Origin of the sequence: Bremerella cremea (assembly GCF_003335505.1) — a bacterium.
In the GTDB taxonomy this organism is placed as follows: Bacteria; Planctomycetota; Planctomycetia; order Pirellulales; family Pirellulaceae; genus Bremerella; species Bremerella cremea_A.
The window spans coordinates 434025-456604 of sequence record NZ_QPEX01000010.1; the positions used below are offsets into that span (position 1 = coordinate 434025).

General features: G+C 54.3%; 11 protein-coding genes. All 11 read left to right on the forward strand.

Annotated elements, in window-relative coordinates; genetic code table 11:
• Positions 1-393 precede the first annotated feature (393 nt).
• Positions 394-918, forward strand: a complete 525-nt coding sequence (locus DTL42_RS03000) for a MarR family winged helix-turn-helix transcriptional regulator (RefSeq protein ID WP_114367199.1) — start codon at positions 394-396, stop codon at positions 916-918.
• A 58-nt stretch (positions 919-976) separates the two neighbouring features.
• A complete protein-coding gene (locus tag DTL42_RS03005; RefSeq protein WP_199590018.1) occupies positions 977-2494 on the forward strand; it encodes an acetyl-CoA hydrolase/transferase family protein in 1518 nt (505 codons plus the stop codon).
• A gap of 295 nt (positions 2495-2789) precedes the next feature.
• On the forward strand, positions 2790-6827 hold the full coding sequence (locus DTL42_RS03010) for a PVC-type heme-binding CxxCH protein (protein ID WP_114367201.1): 4038 nt from the start codon (positions 2790-2792) through the stop codon (positions 6825-6827).
• Between the two features lie 166 nt (positions 6828-6993).
• Positions 6994-10746, forward strand: coding sequence for a family 16 glycoside hydrolase (locus DTL42_RS03015; RefSeq protein ID WP_234824053.1), 3753 nt, complete (start codon positions 6994-6996; stop codon positions 10744-10746).
• 100 nt (positions 10747-10846) lie between these two features.
• On the forward strand, positions 10847-11038 hold the full coding sequence (locus DTL42_RS03020) for a hypothetical protein (RefSeq protein WP_114367203.1): 192 nt from the start codon (positions 10847-10849) through the stop codon (positions 11036-11038).
• A gap of 126 nt (positions 11039-11164) precedes the next feature.
• Positions 11165-13570: a hypothetical protein gene (locus DTL42_RS03025; RefSeq protein WP_234824054.1), complete on the forward strand. Its 2406-nt coding sequence runs from the start codon at positions 11165-11167 to the stop codon at positions 13568-13570.
• 113 nt (positions 13571-13683) lie between these two features.
• Entirely contained in the window at positions 13684-14400 is a 717-nt protein-coding gene (locus DTL42_RS03030) for a YqjF family protein (protein ID WP_114367205.1), read from the forward strand.
• 509 nt (positions 14401-14909) lie between these two features.
• Positions 14910-15527 (forward strand): ECF-type sigma factor, encoded by a 618-nt coding sequence (locus DTL42_RS03035; protein ID WP_114367206.1) that lies wholly within the window; start codon positions 14910-14912, stop codon positions 15525-15527.
• A 351-nt stretch (positions 15528-15878) separates the two neighbouring features.
• Positions 15879-18620 carry an MGH1-like glycoside hydrolase domain-containing protein gene (locus tag DTL42_RS03040; protein WP_114367207.1) on the forward strand — a complete coding sequence of 914 codons (2742 nt, stop codon included), beginning with the start codon at positions 15879-15881 and terminating at the stop codon, positions 18618-18620.
• Positions 18621-18832: 212 nt separating this feature from the next.
• Positions 18833-21586: a hybrid sensor histidine kinase/response regulator gene (locus DTL42_RS03045; protein WP_158545205.1), complete on the forward strand. Its 2754-nt coding sequence runs from the start codon at positions 18833-18835 to the stop codon at positions 21584-21586.
• A 105-nt stretch (positions 21587-21691) separates the two neighbouring features.
• Positions 21692-22525, forward strand: a complete 834-nt coding sequence (locus tag DTL42_RS03050; protein WP_114367209.1) for a sialate O-acetylesterase — start codon at positions 21692-21694, stop codon at positions 22523-22525.
• Positions 22526-22580: the final 55 nt, after the last annotated feature.

Below are 22580 nucleotides of genomic sequence, written 5' to 3' on the forward strand. Positions count from 1 at the left end.
AAGCCAATCGGCGTAGCGAATGAAGCTTTTTTCACACGATCTAGCATGATAACGATTTTCCGTTCCATCGTTGCTCGTTTGCCAGCCGCCTATGTTCGGTTGGCTCAAGCACGCTGGCAATACGGATTCTCATTCTTTTTTCATTTACCCTTTCCCACCAAGTCGCTTTTTCCACACATGTTTTTGCGTGGATAATTAAACACTCTTGAGAGGCAAACCAAGTCAAGCGTCCCAGAGGCCAGCTCTAATTGTTTCTTCCTGCCAAATGTCCGGTGGCTATTTGTGTCTGAATTTCGCGGCAAAATCACAAGAATTGACTTTCCTATTCTCTTGACCTAATATTTCGGTACCGAAGTAAATCATTCGCACCATTATCGCCCTACAAGGTTGCCGATGCCGCCACCTACTCGTTCCTCAGACAAACGTTCGCAGTCCGCATCTGCCCCTAAAAAGTCCAAGCCGTCCGATTTAATTTGGGATCTTGGCCGGGCTTACTACGCCTATGTAGGACTTGTCGAGCGGGCCTTAGTCGAAGCAGGCTTGGGTGGTGTTATCCGACCGGGCATGGGGCACGTGCTAATGGTGTTATGTCAGCACGATCATCTCACCATTAAGGAGATTGCAGAACGCTCACAACTCGCCCAGTCAACCCTTACCGGTCTGCTTACCCGCATGAAAAAAGTTGGCCTCATCGTTCGCAAGCCAGATCCCTCGGACCGACGTGCGGTCCGTATTTCACTAACCACGAAAGGGCGTCAAGCCGAACGCGAAGTCCAGCTCGTGATCGATCAAATCACTGCCACCGCAGAACGAGGCATTGGTCTAGCCAAGGTCGGCTCGACAAGTGCCCTGCTCAAACGCTTGGCGTCAGCATTTCGAGAAGAGGAAGCCCGGTTGGCTGAGCAACAAACCAAGTAACTTTGCCTATTTGTTTTCCGCCTCCCCACATCCCATTTGCATCTCTTGGAGTACTCTCGTGAACGGTCATCAACGAATCCAATGCTCTGCTCTGAAATCGAAAGTGATGTCGGCGGAAGCGGCGGCGGAACTAATTAAGCCTGGTAGCACCATCGGCATGAGCGGCTTCACAGGCTCTGGCTACCCGAAGCTGGTTCCGCAAGCCCTTGCTGCACGGATCGAACAGGCCCGAGCGGCAGGCAATCCGTTTCGTGTGAAGATTTGGACCGGAGCTTCAACTGGCCCCGAACTGGACGGAGCCCTCGCGAGCGCTGATGGAATCGAATTTCGCCTTCCGTTCAACTCAGACCCAATCGCTCGCGATAAGATCAATCGAGGTGAAATGGATTATCTGGACATGCACTTGGGGCAAGTTGCTCCGATGGCGTGGCAAGGTTTTCTCGGCAAGATCAATACGGCCCTAATTGAAGTTTCCGGCATTCGTCCCGATGGTTCGCTCATTCCTTCGTCCTCGGTCGGTAACAACAAAACGTGGCTCGACCTGGCCGATCAAGTCATTTTAGAGGTCAACCATTGGCAAAACGCCGATCTAGAAGGAATGCACGATATCTACTACGGCACCGCTTTGCCTCCCAATCGGGTGCCGATTCCGCTAGTTCGTCCGGACGATCGGATTGGCCAACCTTACTTCCGATGCGACCCTGACAAGATCGTGGCGATTGTCGAGACCGATTCGCCAGACCGAAACCTCCCTTATTCTCCTTCCGACGACAAGTCGTTCGCGATCGCTGGGCACTTGATCGAATTTCTTAAGCATGAAGTTCACCAAGGACGTTTGCCCCAATCGCTCTTGCCAATTCAATCAGGCGTGGGCAATGTGACCAACGCGGTGCTGACCGGTCTGTTAGAAGGCCCTTTCGAGAACATGACTGCTTACTCGGAAGTGATCCAAGATCGGATGCTCGATCTGCTAACGGCTGGCAAACTGCGGGTCGCTTCAGCTTGTGGGTTTTCACTCAGCACCGAAGCAGCAGCTTACTTCAACGACCATGTTCGTGACTTTCACGACAAAATCATTTTGCGCCCGCAAGAGATGAGTAACCACCCGGAATTGATCCGACGGCTGGGCTGTATCGCGATGAATGGAATGATCGAAGCCGATATCTATGGCGCGGTCAATTCAACGCAAATGATGGGTTCGAAAATGCAAAACGGCATCGGTGGCTCCGGAGACTTCGCACGAAACGCTTATCTCTCGATTTTCATGTGTCCTTCTACGACCAAAGGAGGCAAGATCTCGCGCATCGTGCCGATGGCCAGCCACGTTGACCATATCATGCAAGACGTGCAAGTGATTGTCACCGAACAAGGCCTGGCGGACCTACGCGGGTTATCCCCCAAGCAACGAGCCGAGGTCATCATCAACAATTGTGCTCACCCTAATTACCGCCCGGCTCTGCTCGATTACTATCGTCGAGCAAAAACGAAATCTTATGGTTTGCATACACCGTGCCTGTTGGACGAATCGCTCTCGTGGCACCAGCGGTTTATCGAAACGGGCTCGATGCTTCCTTAGCCATCCGCTCAAGGCAACCACTTGGTTTATTGAATCGAGCTTCACGCGGCAGCGTCTTCGCCACTTGTAAACGAAGTAAGAGAAAGCATGGTTCTCGTCGATCTGCTTTCGCTTGCTGACGGTAGCAACTCCATGGCAATTATCTCTGGCTGCTGAATATTTCTTACAATGATATCCCCTCTTAATTGAGGTAGGATTCTCCTTTGTCTACGATTTTTTTGGGAAAAGATCCTCTTTCCCTCCCTCCTTGCCACTCGTCGCTCCCCTCTTTTTTGCCCCCCGCAAGAGATCGATCATGCCTCGTCTGCTTGTTCTTGTCAGCTTGTTTGTGCTGACGCTTTCATCGTCTCGTTTTGTCCAAGCCGCCGATGGGGTTTTACCCACCGGAGAACACGGCCAGCCTTTGAATTTCGATTTCGAGAAAGGGACACTCGAAGACTGGAAAGTAGAGGGAGCCGCCTTCGCCGAGCAGCCGATCGAAGGAGACACCGTTCAAGCTCGCCGCAGCGACATGCGCAGCCAGCATCAAGGCAAGTTTTGGATCGGTGGTTACGAGAAGTTGGAAGATCTTCCTACCGGAACACTCACTTCGGTTCCCTTCGAGGTAACCCATCGCTGGGCAGCATTTCTGCATAACGGGGGGAGCCATGACGAGACACGTGTCGAGCTCTTTGAAGTTGGCAGTGACAAACCGTTTTACACCACCGTCGGCAATAACAACGAGACGATGGAACTAACGGTGGTCGATTTGAGTAAAGTTGCAGGCAAGAAGATCTATATTCGTTTAGTCGATCAGCATAAAGGGGGCTGGGGACATCTCAATTTCGATAACTTTCGCTTCTACGATAACGCTCCTGCCAAAGCGAAACCGGGCCGCCTAGCGTTAACCCCTGACCAATATCCGCATGCCGGGCTTTCCGCAGAGGAAGCTGCTGCTGCCATGCAGCTACCGGCCGGGTTCCGTGTGACGGTAAGCGCCGCAGAGCCTGACGTCACGCAGCCCATCGCCATGGCACTCGACGAAAAAGGGCGTCTGTGGGTCTGCGAAGCATTCGAATATCCACGTCGCGCGGAAGATGGGAAGGGACGCGATCGGATCTTGATCTTCTCCGACCAAGATGGAGACGGCAAGTTCGACGAACGCAAAGTCTTTTACGAAGGCTTGAATCTTGTCAGCGGTTTAGAGGTTGGCTATGGCGGCGTCTGGGTCGGCGCGGCTCCTTACTTGATGTTCATCCCCGATGCCAACGGCGACGACATCCCTGATAGCGAACCCCAAATTTTGCTCGACGGATGGGGCTATCAAGATACCCACGAAACGTTGAACGCTTTCATCTGGGGCCCCGATGGTTGGCTTTACGGTTGTCACGGTGTGTTCACCCACTCGAATGTTGGCAAGCCAGGGGCACCTGATTCGGAACGAGAGCGAATCAACGCCGGTATCTGGCGTTATCATCCGCTTCGCCACGAGTTCGAGGTCTTCTGCCACGGTACAAGCAACCCTTGGGGTGTCGACTTCAACGACTACGGCCAAGCTTTCTGTACCGCTTGTGTGATTCCGCACTTGTATCACATGATTCAAGGGGCCCGATATCAACGGCAAGCTGGCTCACACTTTAATCAGTACACCTACAACGACATCAAAACGATCGCCGACCACCTGCACTATCTCGGCTCGACACCCCATAGCGGCAATAACAAGTCGGACGAAGCTGGCGGCGGGCATGCCCATGCCGGGGCAATGATCTATCTGGGGGATGCCTGGCCTCAGAAGTATCGCAATGAACTGTTCATGAACAACATCCACGGGCAGCGGCTCAATGTCGACATCTTGCACGAAAAAGGTTCTGGCTACGTCGGCAGCCACGGACCAGATTTCCTGCTAACCGGCGACTTAGCCTCACAGATTTTGAACATCCGCTACCTGCCCGATGGCAACGCGTACATGATCGACTGGTACGACATGCAGGCGTGTCACTCTGGCAACCCTGATATTCACGATCGAAGCAATGGTCGGGTCTATAAAATCAGCTACGGCGAGCCACGCAACGTTCAAGTTGACTTGACGAAGTCGAGCGACGAGCAGCTTGCCGAGTACACGCTGCACCTCAACGATTGGTATGTTCGACACGCACGGAAAGAACTCCAAAAGCGAGCTGCTTCCGGCCAGATTTCCGCAGCGGCCATAAATAAGCTCAACGAGATCGCCCAATCGAATCCTGACGCCACGCGGCGACTGCGGGCTTATTGGGCGTTGCATGTCATCAATCAACTGAGTGCCGAAGCGACGAACCAAATGATCGCCGACACCGATCCCCATATCCGTGGCTGGGCCTTTCAGTTGGCCCTCGAACAAAACCACCAGCCGAGCGATGCGTTGTATCAAACGATGCTCGAACTGGCCAAGCACGATCCCTCTCCGATCGTTCGCCTATACCTGGCCTCTGCTGCCCAGCGGATGTCGCACGATTCACGGTGGGATTTACTGGCCGCGCTCACTTCTCATGCAGAAGACGCCACCGATCACAACTTGCCACTGATGTATTGGTACGCAGCCGAACCGTTGGCCGATGCTTCTCCTGAACGGGCACTTGCCTTTGGACTGAACGCTAGTGAAAACATCCCGCTGCTGGGCCAATATATGCTTCGGCGCATTGGCAGTGGCGATCCGAAAACTTCGCTGGCCACGCTCGTCAACGGTTTATCGAACATCGACGAACCAAACACCCAGCTTACGTTTTTGCGGGCCATGCGTACCGCGTTGGCTGGTCAGCGAAAGGTAGCCATGCCCGCTGCCTGGCCCAAGGTGGGCGCGAAGCTGATTGGGAGCGACAACGCGTTGGTCTCGGTCGAAGCAACCGCGTTAGGGGTGACCTTCGGCGATGAAGCCGCCATGGCAAAAATGCGACAGATGGCGACCAGCGACAACGTGGCCGCCGGCCCAAGGACTTCCGCGATCGCTGCCTTACTGGGTGCCAACGATCCCAAACTTCCCGCTACATTGCAATTGCTATTAGACAATGCCGAGCTACGTGACCTGGCCCTGAAAGGACTCGCTCAATACGACGATGCCAACACGCCTTCGGTCGTTTTGGCCAAGTACCAAACGTTTCCCCTTGCCAGTAAACGCCTGGCGATGGCGACACTTTGCTCGCGTGCCGAGTATGCCCGTTCCCTCTTGGCTGCGATTGAAAAGGGAGACATCCCGCCCCAAGATCTTACGGCCGACTTGGTCCGTCAACTCTCGAACTTAGGCAATAAGCAAATCGACGCCCAACTGACCAACGTGTGGGGATCGGTCCGGGAAACTCCAGAAGAGAAAGCCCAACTAATCGAGCAATATAAAAAGCTCGTTGGTCATAAGAAATTACCGAGACCCGACGCCGAACTGGGCCGTGCGATCTTCGCCAAAACCTGTCAACGTTGTCACTCGCTGTACGGCGTCGGCGGGAATGTGGGACCAGATTTGACGGGCTCGAACCGTTCCGATCTCGATTATCTTCTTTCAAACGTAGTCGATCCTAGCGCTGTGATGGCCAAAGAGTATCAACCCTCGATCATCCTCCTGGATAGCGGCCGCGTGCTAACGGGGATCGTAAGGTCAGAAGACGAAAAGACGATTACGCTGGAAACGGCCGAAGAGAAGCTTGTTCTACCGAAAGACGAAATCGAAGATCGCAAGCTGAGCGACAAGTCGATGATGCCAGATGATCAGCTTCGACCTTTCAGCGAACACGATATCCGCAGCTTAATCGCCTACCTCCAAGGGAAGTCGCAAACGCCCATGCTGGCCACCAAAGAGAATGCCGCCGAACTGTTCAACGGCAAGGATTTAACCGGCTGGACCGGCGACGACGAGTTGTGGTCGGTAGAAGATGGCGAGATTGTCGGCCGTACCGAGAAAGGCATTCAAAAGAACGCCTTCCTTATCAGTGACCTCTCGGCTGACAACTTCCGTTTGACGCTTGAAATCAAACTGGTCGACAACCAAGGGAACAGCGGTATCCAGTTCCGCAGCACACCAGAAAAAGGTGGCTCGGTCAAAGGGTATCAAGCCGATGCCGGCGCCGGCTGGTGGGGCAAGCTGTACGAAGAGCATGGCCGAGCCCTCTTGTGGGACAAGTCTGGCGAAGCGCACCTGAAGCCGGGCGAGTGGAACAAATACGAGATCGTTGCCAACGGATCCGACATAAAGACCTACCTCAACGGACAACCATGCGTCGATTTGCACGACGACAAGGGAGCCAAACGAGGAATCTTCGCCCTACAATTGCATTCCGGCGGGCCAACCGAGGTCCGATTTCGCAACTTGAAATTGGAAATCTTGGATTAAGGGGGCCCATAGCCACATTATACCGTTTTTTAAATTCGTTTGCTCCCTATCGGCAACGCACCAAAATCTAGGGTAAGATTGGAAGGGATATTCGCGGGAAACCGCGAGTAGCTCTTATTTATTGTTGACTGCCTCCCTCATTTCTCCCCCTTCCCCCATCATGAATATGCTTCGGACCCTTTGGGCGACCTGCCTGCTTCTTGCGTGCTGTTTACCTGCTTTTGCCGATGAGCCTCGTTTCGAGATCCTCTTCAACGGCCACGATCTTTCCGGTTGGAAAGGTGCCGAAGGCTTTTGGAGCGTCGAGAACGGTTCGATCATTGGCGAAACTACTGCCGAGCATCCGACTAACGGGAATACCTTTCTGGTTTGGCAAGGTGGCGACGTAGGCGACTTTGAATTTCGCGGCAAAGTCCGTTTCCAGGGCAATAACTCAGGCGTGCAATACCGTAGCGAAGCGGTCGATCCGGAAGGAGTTGTGCTGAAAGGCTACCAGGCCGACTTGCACCCCAACCAAGACTATTTCGGCATGATGTACGGCGAGAAAACCGGTCGTGGCATTATTGCCACCCGTGGCCAAAAAATTGTGATCGATGCCGATGGCAAAAAGAATGTTACCGGCAAAGTGGGCGATGGTGCTCAGCTTGTCGACGACGAGTGGAACGATATCCGCATTGTGGCCGTCGGCAATCGGTTGCTCCATCAAATAAACGGGGTTACCACGGTCGACATCACCGACAACAGTCCTGAAGCGTTGACCAACGGCAAGCTTGGCCTACAACTTCACGCCGGCCCACCGATGAAAGTGGAGTTCCGCAACTTGTTGCTGCGAAAGCTAGAAGGTGCCGACGCCAAAGCAACTTTGGAAAAAGCTGTTGCCGCTGGCGAACCGAAGACTGTTGCTTCAGCAGACGAACCGGCTGCCGTCACCCCAGAATCGTCCGACAAGTGGCTCACCTCGGCCCCGCTGCCGCAGTGGATCTGGTCCAAGAATTCGCCCGATGGGCACAAGCTTTCGCTGCGGCGTAAGTTTAATGTCAGCCAGAACGTTAAGTCGGCTCGCTTGTACGCAACCTGCGATAACAAATTCACCTTGTTCCTCAACGGCAAGAAGATCGGTGGCAGCGACAACTGGCAACAACCGGTTGAACTTGACGTGACCAAGTCGCTCAAGCAAGGCGCTAACGTCTTAGCCGTCGCCGGCGAGAATGAAGGAGGCGTTGCGGCGTTCGTCTTGAAGCTAGTCGCCACGTTGAATGACGGCTCATCGCTTTCTATTGCCACCGACCCAAGCTGGAAGATCAGCGACAAGCCCGCCAAAGGTTGGCAAGCGGTTTCCTTCGACGATTCCAAATGGCAATCTCCCACCATCAAAGGGAAGCTGGGTGACGGCCCGTGGGGCATTCCCAACTACACTTCGGCCCCGGCTGCTTCTGGGGCAAAAGACCCGCTCGATCCCAAAAACATTTTGACCGCCCCTGCTTTCGTGGTCGACCACATCTACACGGTGCCGAAATCGGAAGGGAGCTGGGTTTCGCTCACCGTCGATCCGCAAGGCCGCTTCTATGCTTGCGATCAAGGAGGCGCTGGCCTCTACCGAATTACGGTTCAAGATCCTCAGCCGCCAATTATCGAAAAGGTTTCGGTCGACGGCCTGAAAGACATCTCCGCCGCTCAGGGCATGGTCTGGGCTTTCGATAGCTTGTGGGTCCATCGCAACGGTGGGCATCTGTATCGCTTGACCGATACCAACGGCGACGACAAGCTCGACAAGGCCGAAGAAATCCCTGGCGGAACAGGCGGTGGTGAACACGGCAACCACGCCGTCATCCTTACCGAAGATGGCAAGAACCTGTATCTCGACGGCGGCAACCATGCTCCGCTCGGCAAGTTCGAGCGTTCCCGCGTTGTCAGTTGGGATGAAGACCTGCTGTTGCCACGCATGTGGGACGCCAATGGTCACGCCCGAGGCAAGCTGGCTCCTGGCGGCTGGGTTACTGAGCTCGATGTCGAGAACAACAACCAAACCGTCCACACCACTGGTTTCCGTAACCAATACGACATCGCATTGAATCGTTTCGGCGATATCTTCACTTACGATGCCGACATGGAATGGGACCTGGGGCTTCCTTGGTACCGCCCGACCCGCATTTGCCATGTCGCCAGCGGTGCCGACTTCGGTTGGCGCAGTGGTTCCGGCAAGTGGCCAGCCTATTACGAAGACAGCGTTCCTCCGGTGGTCGACATCGGACCAGGTTCCCCCACCGGTGTGGCCGCTGGCCTGGGAACCAAGTTCCCGACCCGCTACCAAGACGCGATCTTCGCGCTGGACTGGACCTTTGGCACGATCTACGCAATTCACATCACGCCTGAAGGTTCCAGCTACGTCGGCAAGGCCGAACCGTTCACCTACGGCTCGCCCCTTCCCGTGACCGACGCGATTGTCGGCCAGGATGGCGCTTTGTATTTCACCGTGGGTGGTCGCGGGGCGCAATCGGCCCTGTTCCGTGTGCGTTACATCGGCGATGAATCGCTCGCTGCTCCTACCGAGATCGAACCGAAAGCCGCTGCTGCCCGAGAAGCTCGCCGCAGTTTGGAAAAGTTCCACGGCTTAAAAGATGCTGCGGCAGTTGAAGCCGCTTGGCCTTACCTTTCCAGCGATGACCGCTTCTTACGAAATGCGGCTCGCGTGGCGATTGAAAGCCAACCGGTTGATACTTGGGCCAACAAAGCGTTGAACGAGACCGATCCTCAGGCCCAAATCACTGCCGCAGTTGCTTTGGCTCGCACCGGTTCGCAACAGTACCGCGAACCCTTGATTGCCAACCTTTCAGCCATGGATGTCGAAACCCTTTCTAAGGGGCAACTACTAGGGCTGCTACGTGCCTATGCGTTGATCTTTATTCGCCTGGGCAAGCCCACCGAAATTGAACGGAATGAAGTGATCGCTCAGATCGATCCACTACTTCCCTCGAAAGATGCCGACCTCAATACCGAACTGATTCGCGTGTTGACTTACTTGCAAGCCAAAGATGTCGTCGCCAAGACGATGGCCCTGATCGAGCAGCGTAGTGCGCCGGAAATTCCGGATTGGTCTGAACTCGCTTCTCGCAATGCGGGTTACGGTGGCACGGTTAATGCCCTGCTGACGAACCATCCGCCCACACGCGAATTGGGTTACGCATTCATCCTGCGTAACATGCGTACCGGCTGGACCTTGGAAGAGCGACGTGCTTACTTCACCTTCCTGAACGAAGCCGCTAAGAAGTCTGGTGGCGCAAGCTATCCTGGTTACTTGACTCGCATTCGTGACGAAGCACTCGGCAACTGCACCGATACCGAGCGGAAGGCTTTACAGGACATCACCGGCGAAAACTTCAATCCCGAGCCCGATTTCCCGATCGCCCCAATCGAAGGCCCCGGCAAAGCCTACACCGTTGACGAGGCCATGGCGGCCCTGCGAGGTGGTAAGCCTGACTTCGAACGAGGTCGCTCGCTTTACTTCAGCGCCACGTGTGGCAAATGCCATCGCATGGGCACCCTGGGCGGCAGCATCGGCCCTGACTTGACCAGCATTCCACACAAGTTCGACGAAAGGTACGTGGTCGATGCGATTGTCAATCCGAGTGCTCACATCTCGGACCAGTACGGCAGTTCGATCGTGCTGCTGGACAGTGGCAAGGTGATCACCGGCCTGGTGGTCGAAAATGGAGACGATGAGGTCACCATCTACCCCATAGAACCTAATGCCGAACCGGTTAAGGTGAGCAAGGACGAGATCGAAGAAATGCAAGCTTCGCCGGTCTCGCAAATGCCCAAAGACCTTCTTAACCCGCTGAACCCTGGCGAAGTTCGCGACTTGGTGAACTACCTGATGTCGTCCGGCAACCCGAACGACCGACGCTATCGCGGACGGTAACCCGTTTCCGATATTTGGATTAACTTGCCATGCCCACGCTTGCGTGGGCATGTGCGTTTCGAACGAAAGAGGTTCTCTTTGAAAATTTTTCGGCGAATTGATGTCCAATAAGCGAATTTACATTTACCTGTCGAGTCTGCAAAATAATGAATACGTGGCGGATGACCTCTTTCAAGAGACCATGCTCGTGCCGTGGCGCGAGGATCAATCTGGTGCATTGGTGCATGGTTTCGCCAGTGGCAGCCATGCAACGCTTCCTGCTCCGATGTTAAGTCTGGTTCATCAAGAATAGTTAACCTGCATTCACACTCGTGGTCTATTTCTCACCCCATCTTCTGGTCGCCACATGTTCCGCTACTTCCCCTTGCTCTTGCTATCGTGCTTCGCCTGGACTACTGCCTTCTCTGCCAGCAGGATCATGGCCGCAGAAAAAGAGATGCCTCGGCAGATCAGCGGAATTTATCCGCACTTGGCTTACTGGAACGATCACGGTGAATGTGGCACCGGGGCGGTTGTTCCCTGGGCAGGCAAGCTGTGGGTAATTACGTACGGACCTCACTTTCCGAATGGTTCGACCGACAAGCTTTACACGATCGATCAACACCTGCAAAGCACGCCGTTTGCGGAAAGCGTGGGAGGTACCCCAGCGAATCGCATGATTCACAACGAAACCAACCAACTGCTGATCGGCCCTTATGTGGTCAGTAGCGCAGGGAACGTCCGCGTGATTCCACCGTCGGTGATGCCAGGCCGTCTGACTGGCAACGCCCGGCATCTGTTCGATCCGGCGAACAAAGCGTATTACGCGACCATGGAAGAAGGATTCTACGAGGTCGACTTGAATTCGTTAGAAGTCACCACGCTATTTCAAGATAGCCAAGGGCAACTACGAGGCAAGAAGCCGGACGAAGGATCTGCCCCCCTGGCCAAACTCCCTGGCTACCACGGCAAAGGTTTGTACTCAGGGCAAGGACGTTTGATATATGCCAATAACGGCGACAATGCGCGCGAAGCACTCGTTCGGCCCGACGTTCCCTCTGGCTGTTTGGCCGAGTGGGATGGCAAAAGCGAAACCTGGACCGTCATCCGCCGCAATCAGTTTTGCGATGTCCGTGGCCCTGGCGATTTACGGGGAAACCCCAACCCCGAGACCGATCCCGTCTGGGCGATCGGGTGGGACCACCGTTCGCTGATCTTGATGCTCTTGGACGACGGTAAGTGGACCAGCTATCGTCTGCCTAAGGCTTCGCACTGTTACGACGGCGCCCACGGGTGGAATACCGAATGGCCACGCATTCACGATATCGGCCTGGCCGACTTCAACATGACGATGCACGGCATGTTCTGGCATTTCCCTCCCACGTTTACCCGCACCAACTCGGCTGGAATCGCCCCTCGTTCAACTTATTTGAAAGTGATCGGCGACTACTGTCGTTGGAACGATCAACTTGTCTTCGGCTGCGACGACGCCGCCCAAAGCGAGTTCCTAAACACGCGTAAAGCCAAAGGAAAAGTCGTCGGACCAGGCCAGTCGCATTCCAATTTGTGGTTTACTTCGACCGACATCTTCGATCAGCTCGGACCACCGATCGGTCGTGGGGCGATCTGGCTCGACGATCAGGTCGCCGCCAACACACCTTCAGAACCGTACCTGTTCTCTGGCTTTGAAAAGCGAAATGTTTGCCTAACCCATGGGGGCGAGCAGCCGGTCACATTCATCTTTGAAGTCGATCGAAAAGGGAACGACCAGTGGACACGGCTCGCGGAAGTTTCGGTCCCGCCAGGCAAAGCGGTGTGGCATTCGTTTCCACAGTCCGAAGCAGGCGTATGGCTGCGGCTTTCGCTCGACCAGTCGTGCGAACAAGTCACGGCCCAGTTTCAGTATGCCAACCCAGACCAGCGCGGCAATCACCCAGCGGACATCTTTCAAGGAATCCGCACCACCAAGTCAAACAACTACTCGCAAGGAATCGTTCGCGTACGGGGCGACAAACTGCAAACGCTGGCCTTTTCTGCCCAGCAAGTCGAGGATGGTCAGGTCGTCCATGAAGGTTTCTACGAACTGGATGACAACCTTCGCTTAACCGATAAACACGATCCGGCCGCTTTCAAGTGGACCAGTGAGCACGCCGCCATTCCCACCGGTGTGCTCGACCACGACGAAGCCTCGCTTCTTTACATCGACGAAAACGGCAATCGCTGGCGTTTACCAAGAACAGTTCCAGCACCCTCAACCGAAGAGCCATTCGGCCCACTTCGCCTATCGCGGGAAGTGGCCACCGAACGCGACTTGTTTAACTGCGGTGGCACCTTCTACGAGTTGCCTGCTCGGAATGCTGGCGGTATGTCTAAAGTTCGTCCGATTGCAAGTCACCCTTTTGCGATTCACGATTATTGCAGCTATCGCGGTTTGATGATCATCAGTGGGGTCGATGCCGATGCCAGCGGCGAGCATATTATCCGCTCGGACGATGGTCGCGTGGCGGTTTGGGCTGGCGTTATCGACGACCTGTGGAAACTGGGCAAACCGGTCGGTGACGGTGGGCCATGGAAAGAGACCAGCGTCGAAGCTAGAGTCCCCTCTGATCCCTACTTAATGACCGGTTTCGATTCGAAGTCACTTACCCTTTCCAGCGATGCTGATACCCAAATAACCATCGAGGTCGATATCACCGGAACCGGCAATTGGCAAACGTATCAGGTCGCCGACGTGAAAGCGAACCAGACTCAGAAGCTCGACTTCCCAGCAGACTTTCAGGCTTACTGGGTACGCCTCACTTCGTCTCAGCCAGGTAAGGTCACCGGGCAATTCGAATATCGCTAGATCGCGAATTGCCATCCGAAGTCCCTTGGTTGCGGTTATCAGATGCGACCGTAAACGGTTATCGTAGCGACTTGAATTACTTTTCATTCGCTACGATTTAACCGAGCCACTGCATGCTTGATCGCATTGCCCCAACCAAACGCCCCTCTGAAAAAATACGCGGGTACCAGAAGTGGCGTTCCCTCTTATTTCTGCATTGGCCGGTACCTATTGAAACGCTCCGCAAGCTGGTTCCTGGCACGCTGAAAATCGATACGTACGATGGGGTCGCTTACGTCGGGGTTGTCCCCTTCTCGATGCTGGGGGTTCGTCCTCGATGGTGGCCAGCGAGTTGGGCCTTTGATTTTCTAGAGACGAATGTCCGCACCTATGTCATCCGAGATGGTAAGCCAGGCGTCTACTTTTTTTCGCTCGATGCCGCCAACGGGCTGGCCGTGTGGGCTGCAAAGCAGTTTTGGGGATTACCTTACTACCATGCCAAGATGAGCCTCACGACTTCAGGGAACGAAGTCCACTATCAAACGACGCGTTACGGCAGCGACGCCAAGCATCACGTTCGCTATCGGATCGGTGCGTCGCTGGAACCTTCTCACCCCGATTCGCTTGGGTTCTTCTTTCTCGAGCGGTATCTGCTGTTTGTCGAGTTGCATGGGAAGCTTTTCTCTGGGCAAGTCCATCATTCCCCATATCCAGCGCAGACCGCGGAAGTGCTAGAGCTGGAAGACTCGATGCTAGCCGCTGCGGGATTCGAGTGCTCCTCAGGGGCACCTCAGTTCGCCCATTACTCACCAGGGGTCGATGTCGAAATTTACAACCTCCGGCCTATTTGACACTTACCCCCCGCCAGACTGAACCTTCCGCACAAGCAAATCCTGATTTTCTCGGCGATTCACTCCAAGGATTGACCAAGTGCGACGAACTCCATTTGAAAGATTTGCTTTTTGCCAAAACCATTTGGTCTCGGTTGAAGTAAGCAAGTAGGTAAACCTCCATCCCCCCTTTTTATTTGCCAGATTTGCAGCGGTGACAACCGTAGGTCGTCTTCGTTGTATCAGCAAATTTCACCCTGCCCCAAAACCAAACCACCTAGGCCACCGTCTTACCAGGAGTTCTCTTCTAGTCCTTGGCAACGTACTCAACGACAGCAAGAAAATTATTGCCACTTATCCCCTCCCTTTTCATTGACCGTTCGATTCCTTTTTTTCGCGATTATGTCAACGACCTTCCCTAGTCCGTAAACCGCCCTTGGATACACCCGCGTTTACCAAGTTTGCGGCGATATCGGCTCTGGGATCGGCAAGGAATAGGTCGTACAGCAATCACCCAGCAGGCAGAGGCAATGTGCGAAAAACTTTTCGATACCACACCGCTGAGCTCGACGACATCTACTACGCCAGCAGAGATGAAGTCGGTCGAAGCACACTTTAATGACTGGCTGCAACAACGTCAGTTGAAACAACAAGAGTCCGCTCGATTAATTTGGGGACGCTACATCCGGCGACTTCGCGTGAAGGCGCGAGCCTTCTTTATCAGTGAGAGCATGGGGGGGCGTGATCGAGATAACGTCGCCTTCCGCGCGGCAAACGCCATGTTTGACGCTTCCGAAAAACAGGAACTTGACCCTAATGACAAGACAAGTGACTTGTGGAAGATTGTCCTGTTTCGCGCTGCCATTAACATTCAGCAGAAAGACCAAGCCGGCGCCCTTTCGCTGTCCGTGGCCGAGATCTTAGGCGAGGCCCCTTCGGCGAGGCTTTGCATTCACTTTGCCGAAGCACTCGAACAAACGATTCGCTTGCGGCTAGACGATCAGTTGCGCAATGTTCTGTTTCTCCGCTTGGAGGGATGCGGAAACAGTGAAATTGCCCAACGAATTGGCAAACAGGAGGCGGAAGTCGAACCACAACTTACCGAAATTCGTCAGCGGCTTGTCGCGGCAAAGGAATCAAACGTGTGAGGGCAAGGTGTGCCATCCCTGGGGCCCTATCTTCAGACAGGGCCCCAGGATTTTTTGTCTCGATTTCTTTCCATCTGCCAGAAACCAACTGAGCATTTTCTCGACCCTGTGATTGATCTTTTTCATCCACCGTCGTAAAAGTGGGCTAAATTTGCCCATGCGGGAGATCACCCGTTGCGGTTGACCGCACCTCGATCCTTCTTATTGGTCTACGATTCGCATAGGTCATAGATCGAATCGAAGTCGGTTTTTTTACGGTATGCAGTGCGGTAATACGCTCGTTTTGCGCGCATGATTCGCATCTTTAGTAGGCAGCGGAGTCTGCCGGAGCCTGGAAGAGAATAGGGATTTATGCCAGACGCGGAATGGGATCGCTTAGAAGCGGAATCACACCAGGAAAAAGGGGCAAACTGGAAACGCTGGGGGCCTTATCTCGCCGAGCGACAATGGGGCACCGTGCGGGAAAGCACTGCCGAAGGTGATCCGTGGCTCAATTTCACGCATGAAGAAGCAATCTGGCGAACGTATCGCTGGGGGGAAGACGGTCTGCTCGGGATCTGCGACCGCCAGTGCCGCCTTGCGTTTGGCCTGGCCTTGTGGAACGAGAATGATCCCATTCTCAAGGAACGTCTGTTTGGGCTAACTGGGCCAGAAGGAAACCATGGGGAAGATGTTAAAGAGGCATACTATTACATCGACTCCACCCCTACGCATTCTTACTTGAAAGCGCTGTACAAATACCCGCAAGCTCGGTTTCCGTACGAACAATTGCGCAGCGAGAACGCTGCCAGGACTCGCCACGATCCCGAGTTCGAACTAACCGATACCGGAGTCTTCGACGAAAAACGCTACTTCGACGTCCAAGCCGAGTACGCCAAGGCCTCCCCCGAAGACATCCTTATCCGCGTTACCATTTTCAACCGAGGCCCAGAGGCGGCACCGCTCCATATCTTGCCAAGCTGGTGGTATCGCAACACGTGGGCCTGGGGGCCGACGATGGAGAAGCCCGACAAAAAGCCGACGCTTACTCAAGTCGACGAAGACACCGTCGTTGCCATGCACGAAACGCTTGGCAAGTACCAAATTTCGGTCGATAAAGGCCCCGACGGCAACCTGCCAGAGTGGATGTTCACCGAAAACGAAACCAACACCTGGCGTTTTGAAGACCCCAGCAGCCGTCGCCCTTCCTGTAAGGATGCGTTCCATTTGGCGGTGGTTGAAAAGGTTTCTGACGTCGTTAACCCTAATGCGACAGGAACCAAATCTGCCGCGCACTATACGTGTACAATTCCGGCAGGTGAATCAATTGAACTCCGTTTTCGGATGTCATCGCAAGAAGATCTGCCCCTGGAAACGTTCGGACCTGCCTTTCAAGATATCTTCGACCAGCGAATCGACGAAGCCGATCGTTACGCCCAATCGCGGGTCGCAACAGGATTATCGCCCGACGAACAGATGATCCGTCGGCAAGCAGATGCGGGGCTGCTGTGGACCAAGCAGTTTTATCACTACGTTATTCCTCGTTGGTTAGAAAACAACCGCGATGGAGTGAAGAAACAAGGAGGAACTCAACCAGGCGAAGCTGGTACCCGCAATAGCGACTGGGGGCATCTCTACAATCGCAATATTATCTCGATGCCAGACAAGTGGGAGTATCCTTGGTACGCCGCTTGGGACTCGGCGTTTCACTTGATTCCCTTTGCCAAGATTGATCCTTACTTCGCCAAGGATCAAGCCATTCTCTTTCTGCGAGAATGGTACATGCACCCCAACGGCCAACTACCGGCTTACGAATGGAACTTCAGCGACGTGAACCCGCCGGTGCATGCGTGGGCTTGCTGGCGTGTTTATCAGATGACCGCCGCCAACGGAAAGCCTGACCGGGTCTTTCTAGAGCGTGTCTTCCAGAAGCTGCTGCTGAACTTCACCTGGTGGGTGAACCGGAAGGATATTCGTGGCAAACACGTTTTCAGCGGGGGGTTTCTTGGGCTCGATAACATTGGGGTGTTCGATCGTTCGAAGCCACTGCCGACCGGCGGTCACTTGGAACAAGCGGACGGAACGGCCTGGATGGCATTTTTCTGCTCAAGCATGTTGTCGATCGCTTTTGAGTTAGCCGACGGCAATCCCGCTTACGAAGATATGGCCTCGAAGTTCTTCGAGCATTACGTCTCGATCGCAGAAGCGATGAACTCGCTCGATGGGACCGGTCTGTGGGACGAAAACGATGGCTTCTATTACGATCACCTCCACCTCGATGGGCAGAGCATTCCCTTGCGGATTCGGTCGATTGTCGGCTTGATTCCGCTGCTAACCGTCGATGTGCTCTTCGATCGCACGATTGCTAAACTGCCTGCTTTCCGCAAACGTATGGATTGGTTCCTGAAATTCCGCCCGGAACTAACCAACTTCATGACATACATGGAATGCGATACCGACGGAGAAAACGCCGGAAATCGCCTCCTATCGATTCCTACTCGCGATCGTTTGCTACGGCTGCTGCGTTACCTGTTGGACGAAGACGAGTTCCTCTCAGATTACGGCATTCGTTCGCTGTCGAAATACCATGAAGAGCACCCTTTCGAGTATGAACTCAATGGGGAACGCTTATGCGTGAAATACTTGCCGGCGGAATCAGATAGCGGGCTGTTTGGTGGCAACTCGAATTGGCGCGGGCCGATCTGGTTCCCCTTGAATTACCTGATTATCGAGGCTTTAGAGCGATATCACCTGTTCTACGGCAAATCGTTGCGGGTCGAATGTCCAACGCGTTCGGGCAAGTACATGGATCTGCAGCAAGTCGCCGATGAAATACGCAAGCGTCTGTCGAAGCTATTTCTAGCCGATGATGCTGGTGACCGCCCCAGCTACTGCCGCTCGGATGTGTTAGTTAACGATCCGAACTGGAAAGATCTGGTCTTGTTCTACGAGTACTTCGACGCCGAGACTGGCAAGGGGCTCGGAGCCAGCCATCAAACAGGCTGGACCGCACTAATCTCGCCGATCCTCGATACCTTAGCCGCGCGGCACAACGAAAACTCGGCCAGCCACGCTTCGCCAGACTTGCAATCGACAACCTCGGTCACGAGCTAAGCTTTGTGCTGCATTCCCAGGGGCAGCCAGCAGCAAGCTTGCCCCTTGTTGTTGGTATAATCGGCACGAATTTTTCAACACAAGCGTTTTTCCTAAACCGAACGGTCGATACGAACCTCGCAGCAAAATCGAAAAGGATGTACGATAAAGGATAACTCTTACCCCATCCTTCGTAGGTCATGCGTGCCAATTGCACAGGACGCGAACAACCTATGCCTCAGCCGATTCGCATCCTTCTTATTGAAGACACGCTAGAAGATGCTAACTTGGTTCGTCACTATTTGACCGAAACCGAGGAAGCTTTCACGCTTGACCACGCCGAGACCTTAGCCACAGGCCTGGAAAAACTGCGTACCTCTTCGGTAGACGTCGTTTTGCTTGATCTCGATCTGCCTGATAGCGAAGGGCTCGGCACGATCATGGCAATCCATGCTGAGTCTCCCCAGTTGCCGCTGGTGGTTCTGACGAGCATTGCCAGTCGCGACTTGGCTGCAAGCGTCATCCAAGAAGGTGCCCAAGACTGCCTGCCGAAGACCAACATCGACTCCGACTCTTTGAATCGCAGCGTCCGATACGCGATCGAACGGACCCATCGTCAACGGGTTGAATCGACTCTGGAAAACTCCGAGGCCCGCTATCGTGGCCTGGTCGATTCGTTGCCTGTTTGCGTGCTGCAGAAAGATCTTGACGGACGCTTCATTTTCGCCAATCAAGCCTATAGCGAATTCACCGGCCACGATGTGAACAACATCCTGGGCAAGACCGACTTTGACTTATCCCCAAACGATGTCGCCCAAAAGTTCCGCGACGACGACCAAAAGGTAGCCAAATCGGGCAAGCTTTTCCGTACCGTCGAAGTGAATACCACCGATGGGAAAACGGCCTGGGTCGAAGTGATCAAGTCCCCCATTCGCGACGCCCATGATGAGATAGTTGGCACGCAAGCGATTTTCTGGGATGTGACCGAACGGCAGATGGCCGTCGAAGCCCTGACCCGCGCCAAAGAGGCCGCCGAAGATGCCAGCCGGGCCAAGAGCGAATTCCTGGCCAACATGAGCCACGAGATTCGCACGCCGCTGAATGCCGTCATCGGCATGGCCGAACTACTGCTCGATACCAAGTTGACCTCGACGCAGCGGGATTACCTGAAGATGATTCTGGAATCGGGCGAATCGCTCCTTTCGGTCATCAACGACATTCTCGACTTCTCTAAGATCGAGGCCGGCAAGCTCGACCTGATCAGTAAATCGTTCGACCTCCGCGAGACGGTTGGCGACATGATGAAGCCGCTCGGGGTTCGCGCAGGCACGAATCACCTGGAATTGACTTGCCACTTTGATTCAGCAGTCCCAGCCGTCGTCGAGGGGGATGCCCATCGGCTGCGCCAAATTGTCGTCAATCTGGTTGGCAATGCCATCAAGTTTACGGAAGTGGGTGAAATCGATTTCGACGTCTCGGTCGATTCGATCACTACTGAGAACGAAGCGATACTCCATTTTAAGGTCCGCGATACCGGCATCGGGATTCCCGCAGACAAACGACAAACGATCTTCGAGGCTTTCGAGCAAGCCGATAGTGGCTCGACGCGTCAATATGGCGGCACCGGCCTCGGCCTGGCAATTTGTGCCCGCCTGGTTGATCTGATGGACGGCCATATTTGGGTTGAAAGCACCTTGGGGCAAGGCAGCACGTTCCATTTCACCGGTCGATTTCCGATTAAAGAATCGAACCTGGCCGCGCGGCCGGAAGGGACCAATCGCGTTCAGGGAACCCGCGTGCTGATCGTGGACGACAACGCCACCAATCGTATCATTCTGGACGAGATCGTCCGAAGCTGGGGCATGCGTCCCCTGTTAGCGGCCGATGCCGACGAAGGGTTGATGCTGCTGCAAGAAGCACACTCCGCAGGCGACCCATTCACGCTGCTGCTGACCGATTTCGAGATGCCAGGCAAGAACGGCTTAGAACTGATTCAAGCGATTAGGGACATGCCGGACTTGAAGAACATGCTAATCACTGTTCTCAGTTCCTCCGAACGCCCGACAACTCGTTCGCAGTGCGATGCGTTAGACGTAAGCGGTTTTCTGATGAAGCCGGTCAAGCAGTCAGAACTATTCGATGCGATCGTGGTTGCGTTGGGGGTCGAACTACCGGAAAGTGAAACGCACGACTCACACCTCAAAGACCATGAAAAACTCCGACCTCTAAAAATCTTGTTGGCCGAAGACAACCTGGCCAACCAACGCCTGGCAATTGCCTTGCTCGAAAAGTGGGGGCACAGCGTTACCTTGGCCGTCAATGGCAAACTTGCCGTCGAGACCTGGCGCAACGACACGTTCGATCTGGTGATCATGGATATCCAAATGCCAGAAATGGACGGTTTAGAGGCGACGCGACGGATTCGTAATCTAGAACGGATCCGCGGGGGGCACATTCCAATTGTCGCCATGACGGCGCATGCGTTGGCCGGCGATCGCGAGAAGTGCTTAGAAGCAGGCATGGACGGCTATACCTCGAAACCGCTCAGAATCCACGAACTGTACGATACGATTGCCGGCTTCTTTGGTGACCAGCCGACCAGCGTTTCGACGGAAAGCTCTCCTTCCATCATTGCCACCGACGGCACCATCGATTGGTCGCATGCGCTCCATTCATGCGACGGAGACCGTACCCTTCTGCTGGATTTGCTGCAAATTTTCCTCGACGAAACCCCTCTTCTGCTGAAGCGACTGGACGAGACAATCGCGGCGAACGATGGCGATGCGACCTATCGAACGGCCCATACGATCACCGGATCGCTCCGTATTTTAGGCCCGACGCCAGCCAATGAAGTTGTCCGAAAGCTTGAACAGGCCGCAACTTCCGGCTCTATGCAAGAGGCCCCAGCCCTACTAGCCGAACTACGCCAACGCCTAGATATCCTTACGAAAAAAGCAGCCGAGACGGTAGCCAAAAAGCATTTCTAGCCCTAGATATTTCGCGGTATCAAAATAGTAGTTAAAAGACGCCACAATCTCTTTATAATGCAGGCACCCCGTTTCGCCCTTCCTTCCTAAGCGAGATCCTGCCGCATGAGATTTTCCGTTGCATTGGGCTGCGTGCCCCTGTTACTGCTTTGCTGCGCACCAAGCGTCGGCCAAGAGAACACCCCCAAGACGACCTCTTCTCCACTTCCATCAAAAGAGAACTTTCACCTCTTCTTGCTTGTTGGCCAATCCAACATGGCAGGGCGTGGCAAAGTCACCCCGGCGGATCAAACGGCTCATCCTCAAGTGCTGATGTTCGACAAATCAGGGAACTGGGTACCCGCGGTCGATCCAATTCACTTCGATAAACCCAAAGTCGTGGGTGTCGGACTAGGGCGGACGTTTGGCTTAGAAATTGCCAAAGACAATCCCGATATCACAATCGGCCTGATTCCTTGCGCTGTAGGTGGTTCACCGATTGCCACATGGGAACCAGGCGCATTCGACAAGGCCACCAAAACTCACCCTTACGACGACGCGTTGAAGCGGGCAAAACAAGCGTTGCCAGCAGGAGAGTTGAAGGGCATTCTCTGGCATCAAGGGGAAGGTGACTCCACCCCAGAGAAAGCGGCCCTCTACCAAGAAAAGCTCCATGCGTTGATCGAACGTCTTCGCCGAGAACTCAATGCCCCCGAAGTCCCTTTTATCGCCGGACAAATGGGGCAATTTAGCGAGTCCCCGTGGAGCGAAGCGCGGAAGCAAGTCGATCAAGTTCACCAAGACCTTCCTAGCCAAGTACCGCACACGGCGTTTGTCTCTTCCACTGGGCTGAAGCATAAAGGTGATCGTGTTCACTTCGATGCCGACTCCTATCGCGAGCTAGGTCGCCGTTACGCTCAAGCATATCGCCAACTGCAAACTACCGACAGTCAGCCGTAACTTCGAAACCTTGCCTCCTTCTCTTCCCTCAATAAATCTTAACGTAATGTATGGA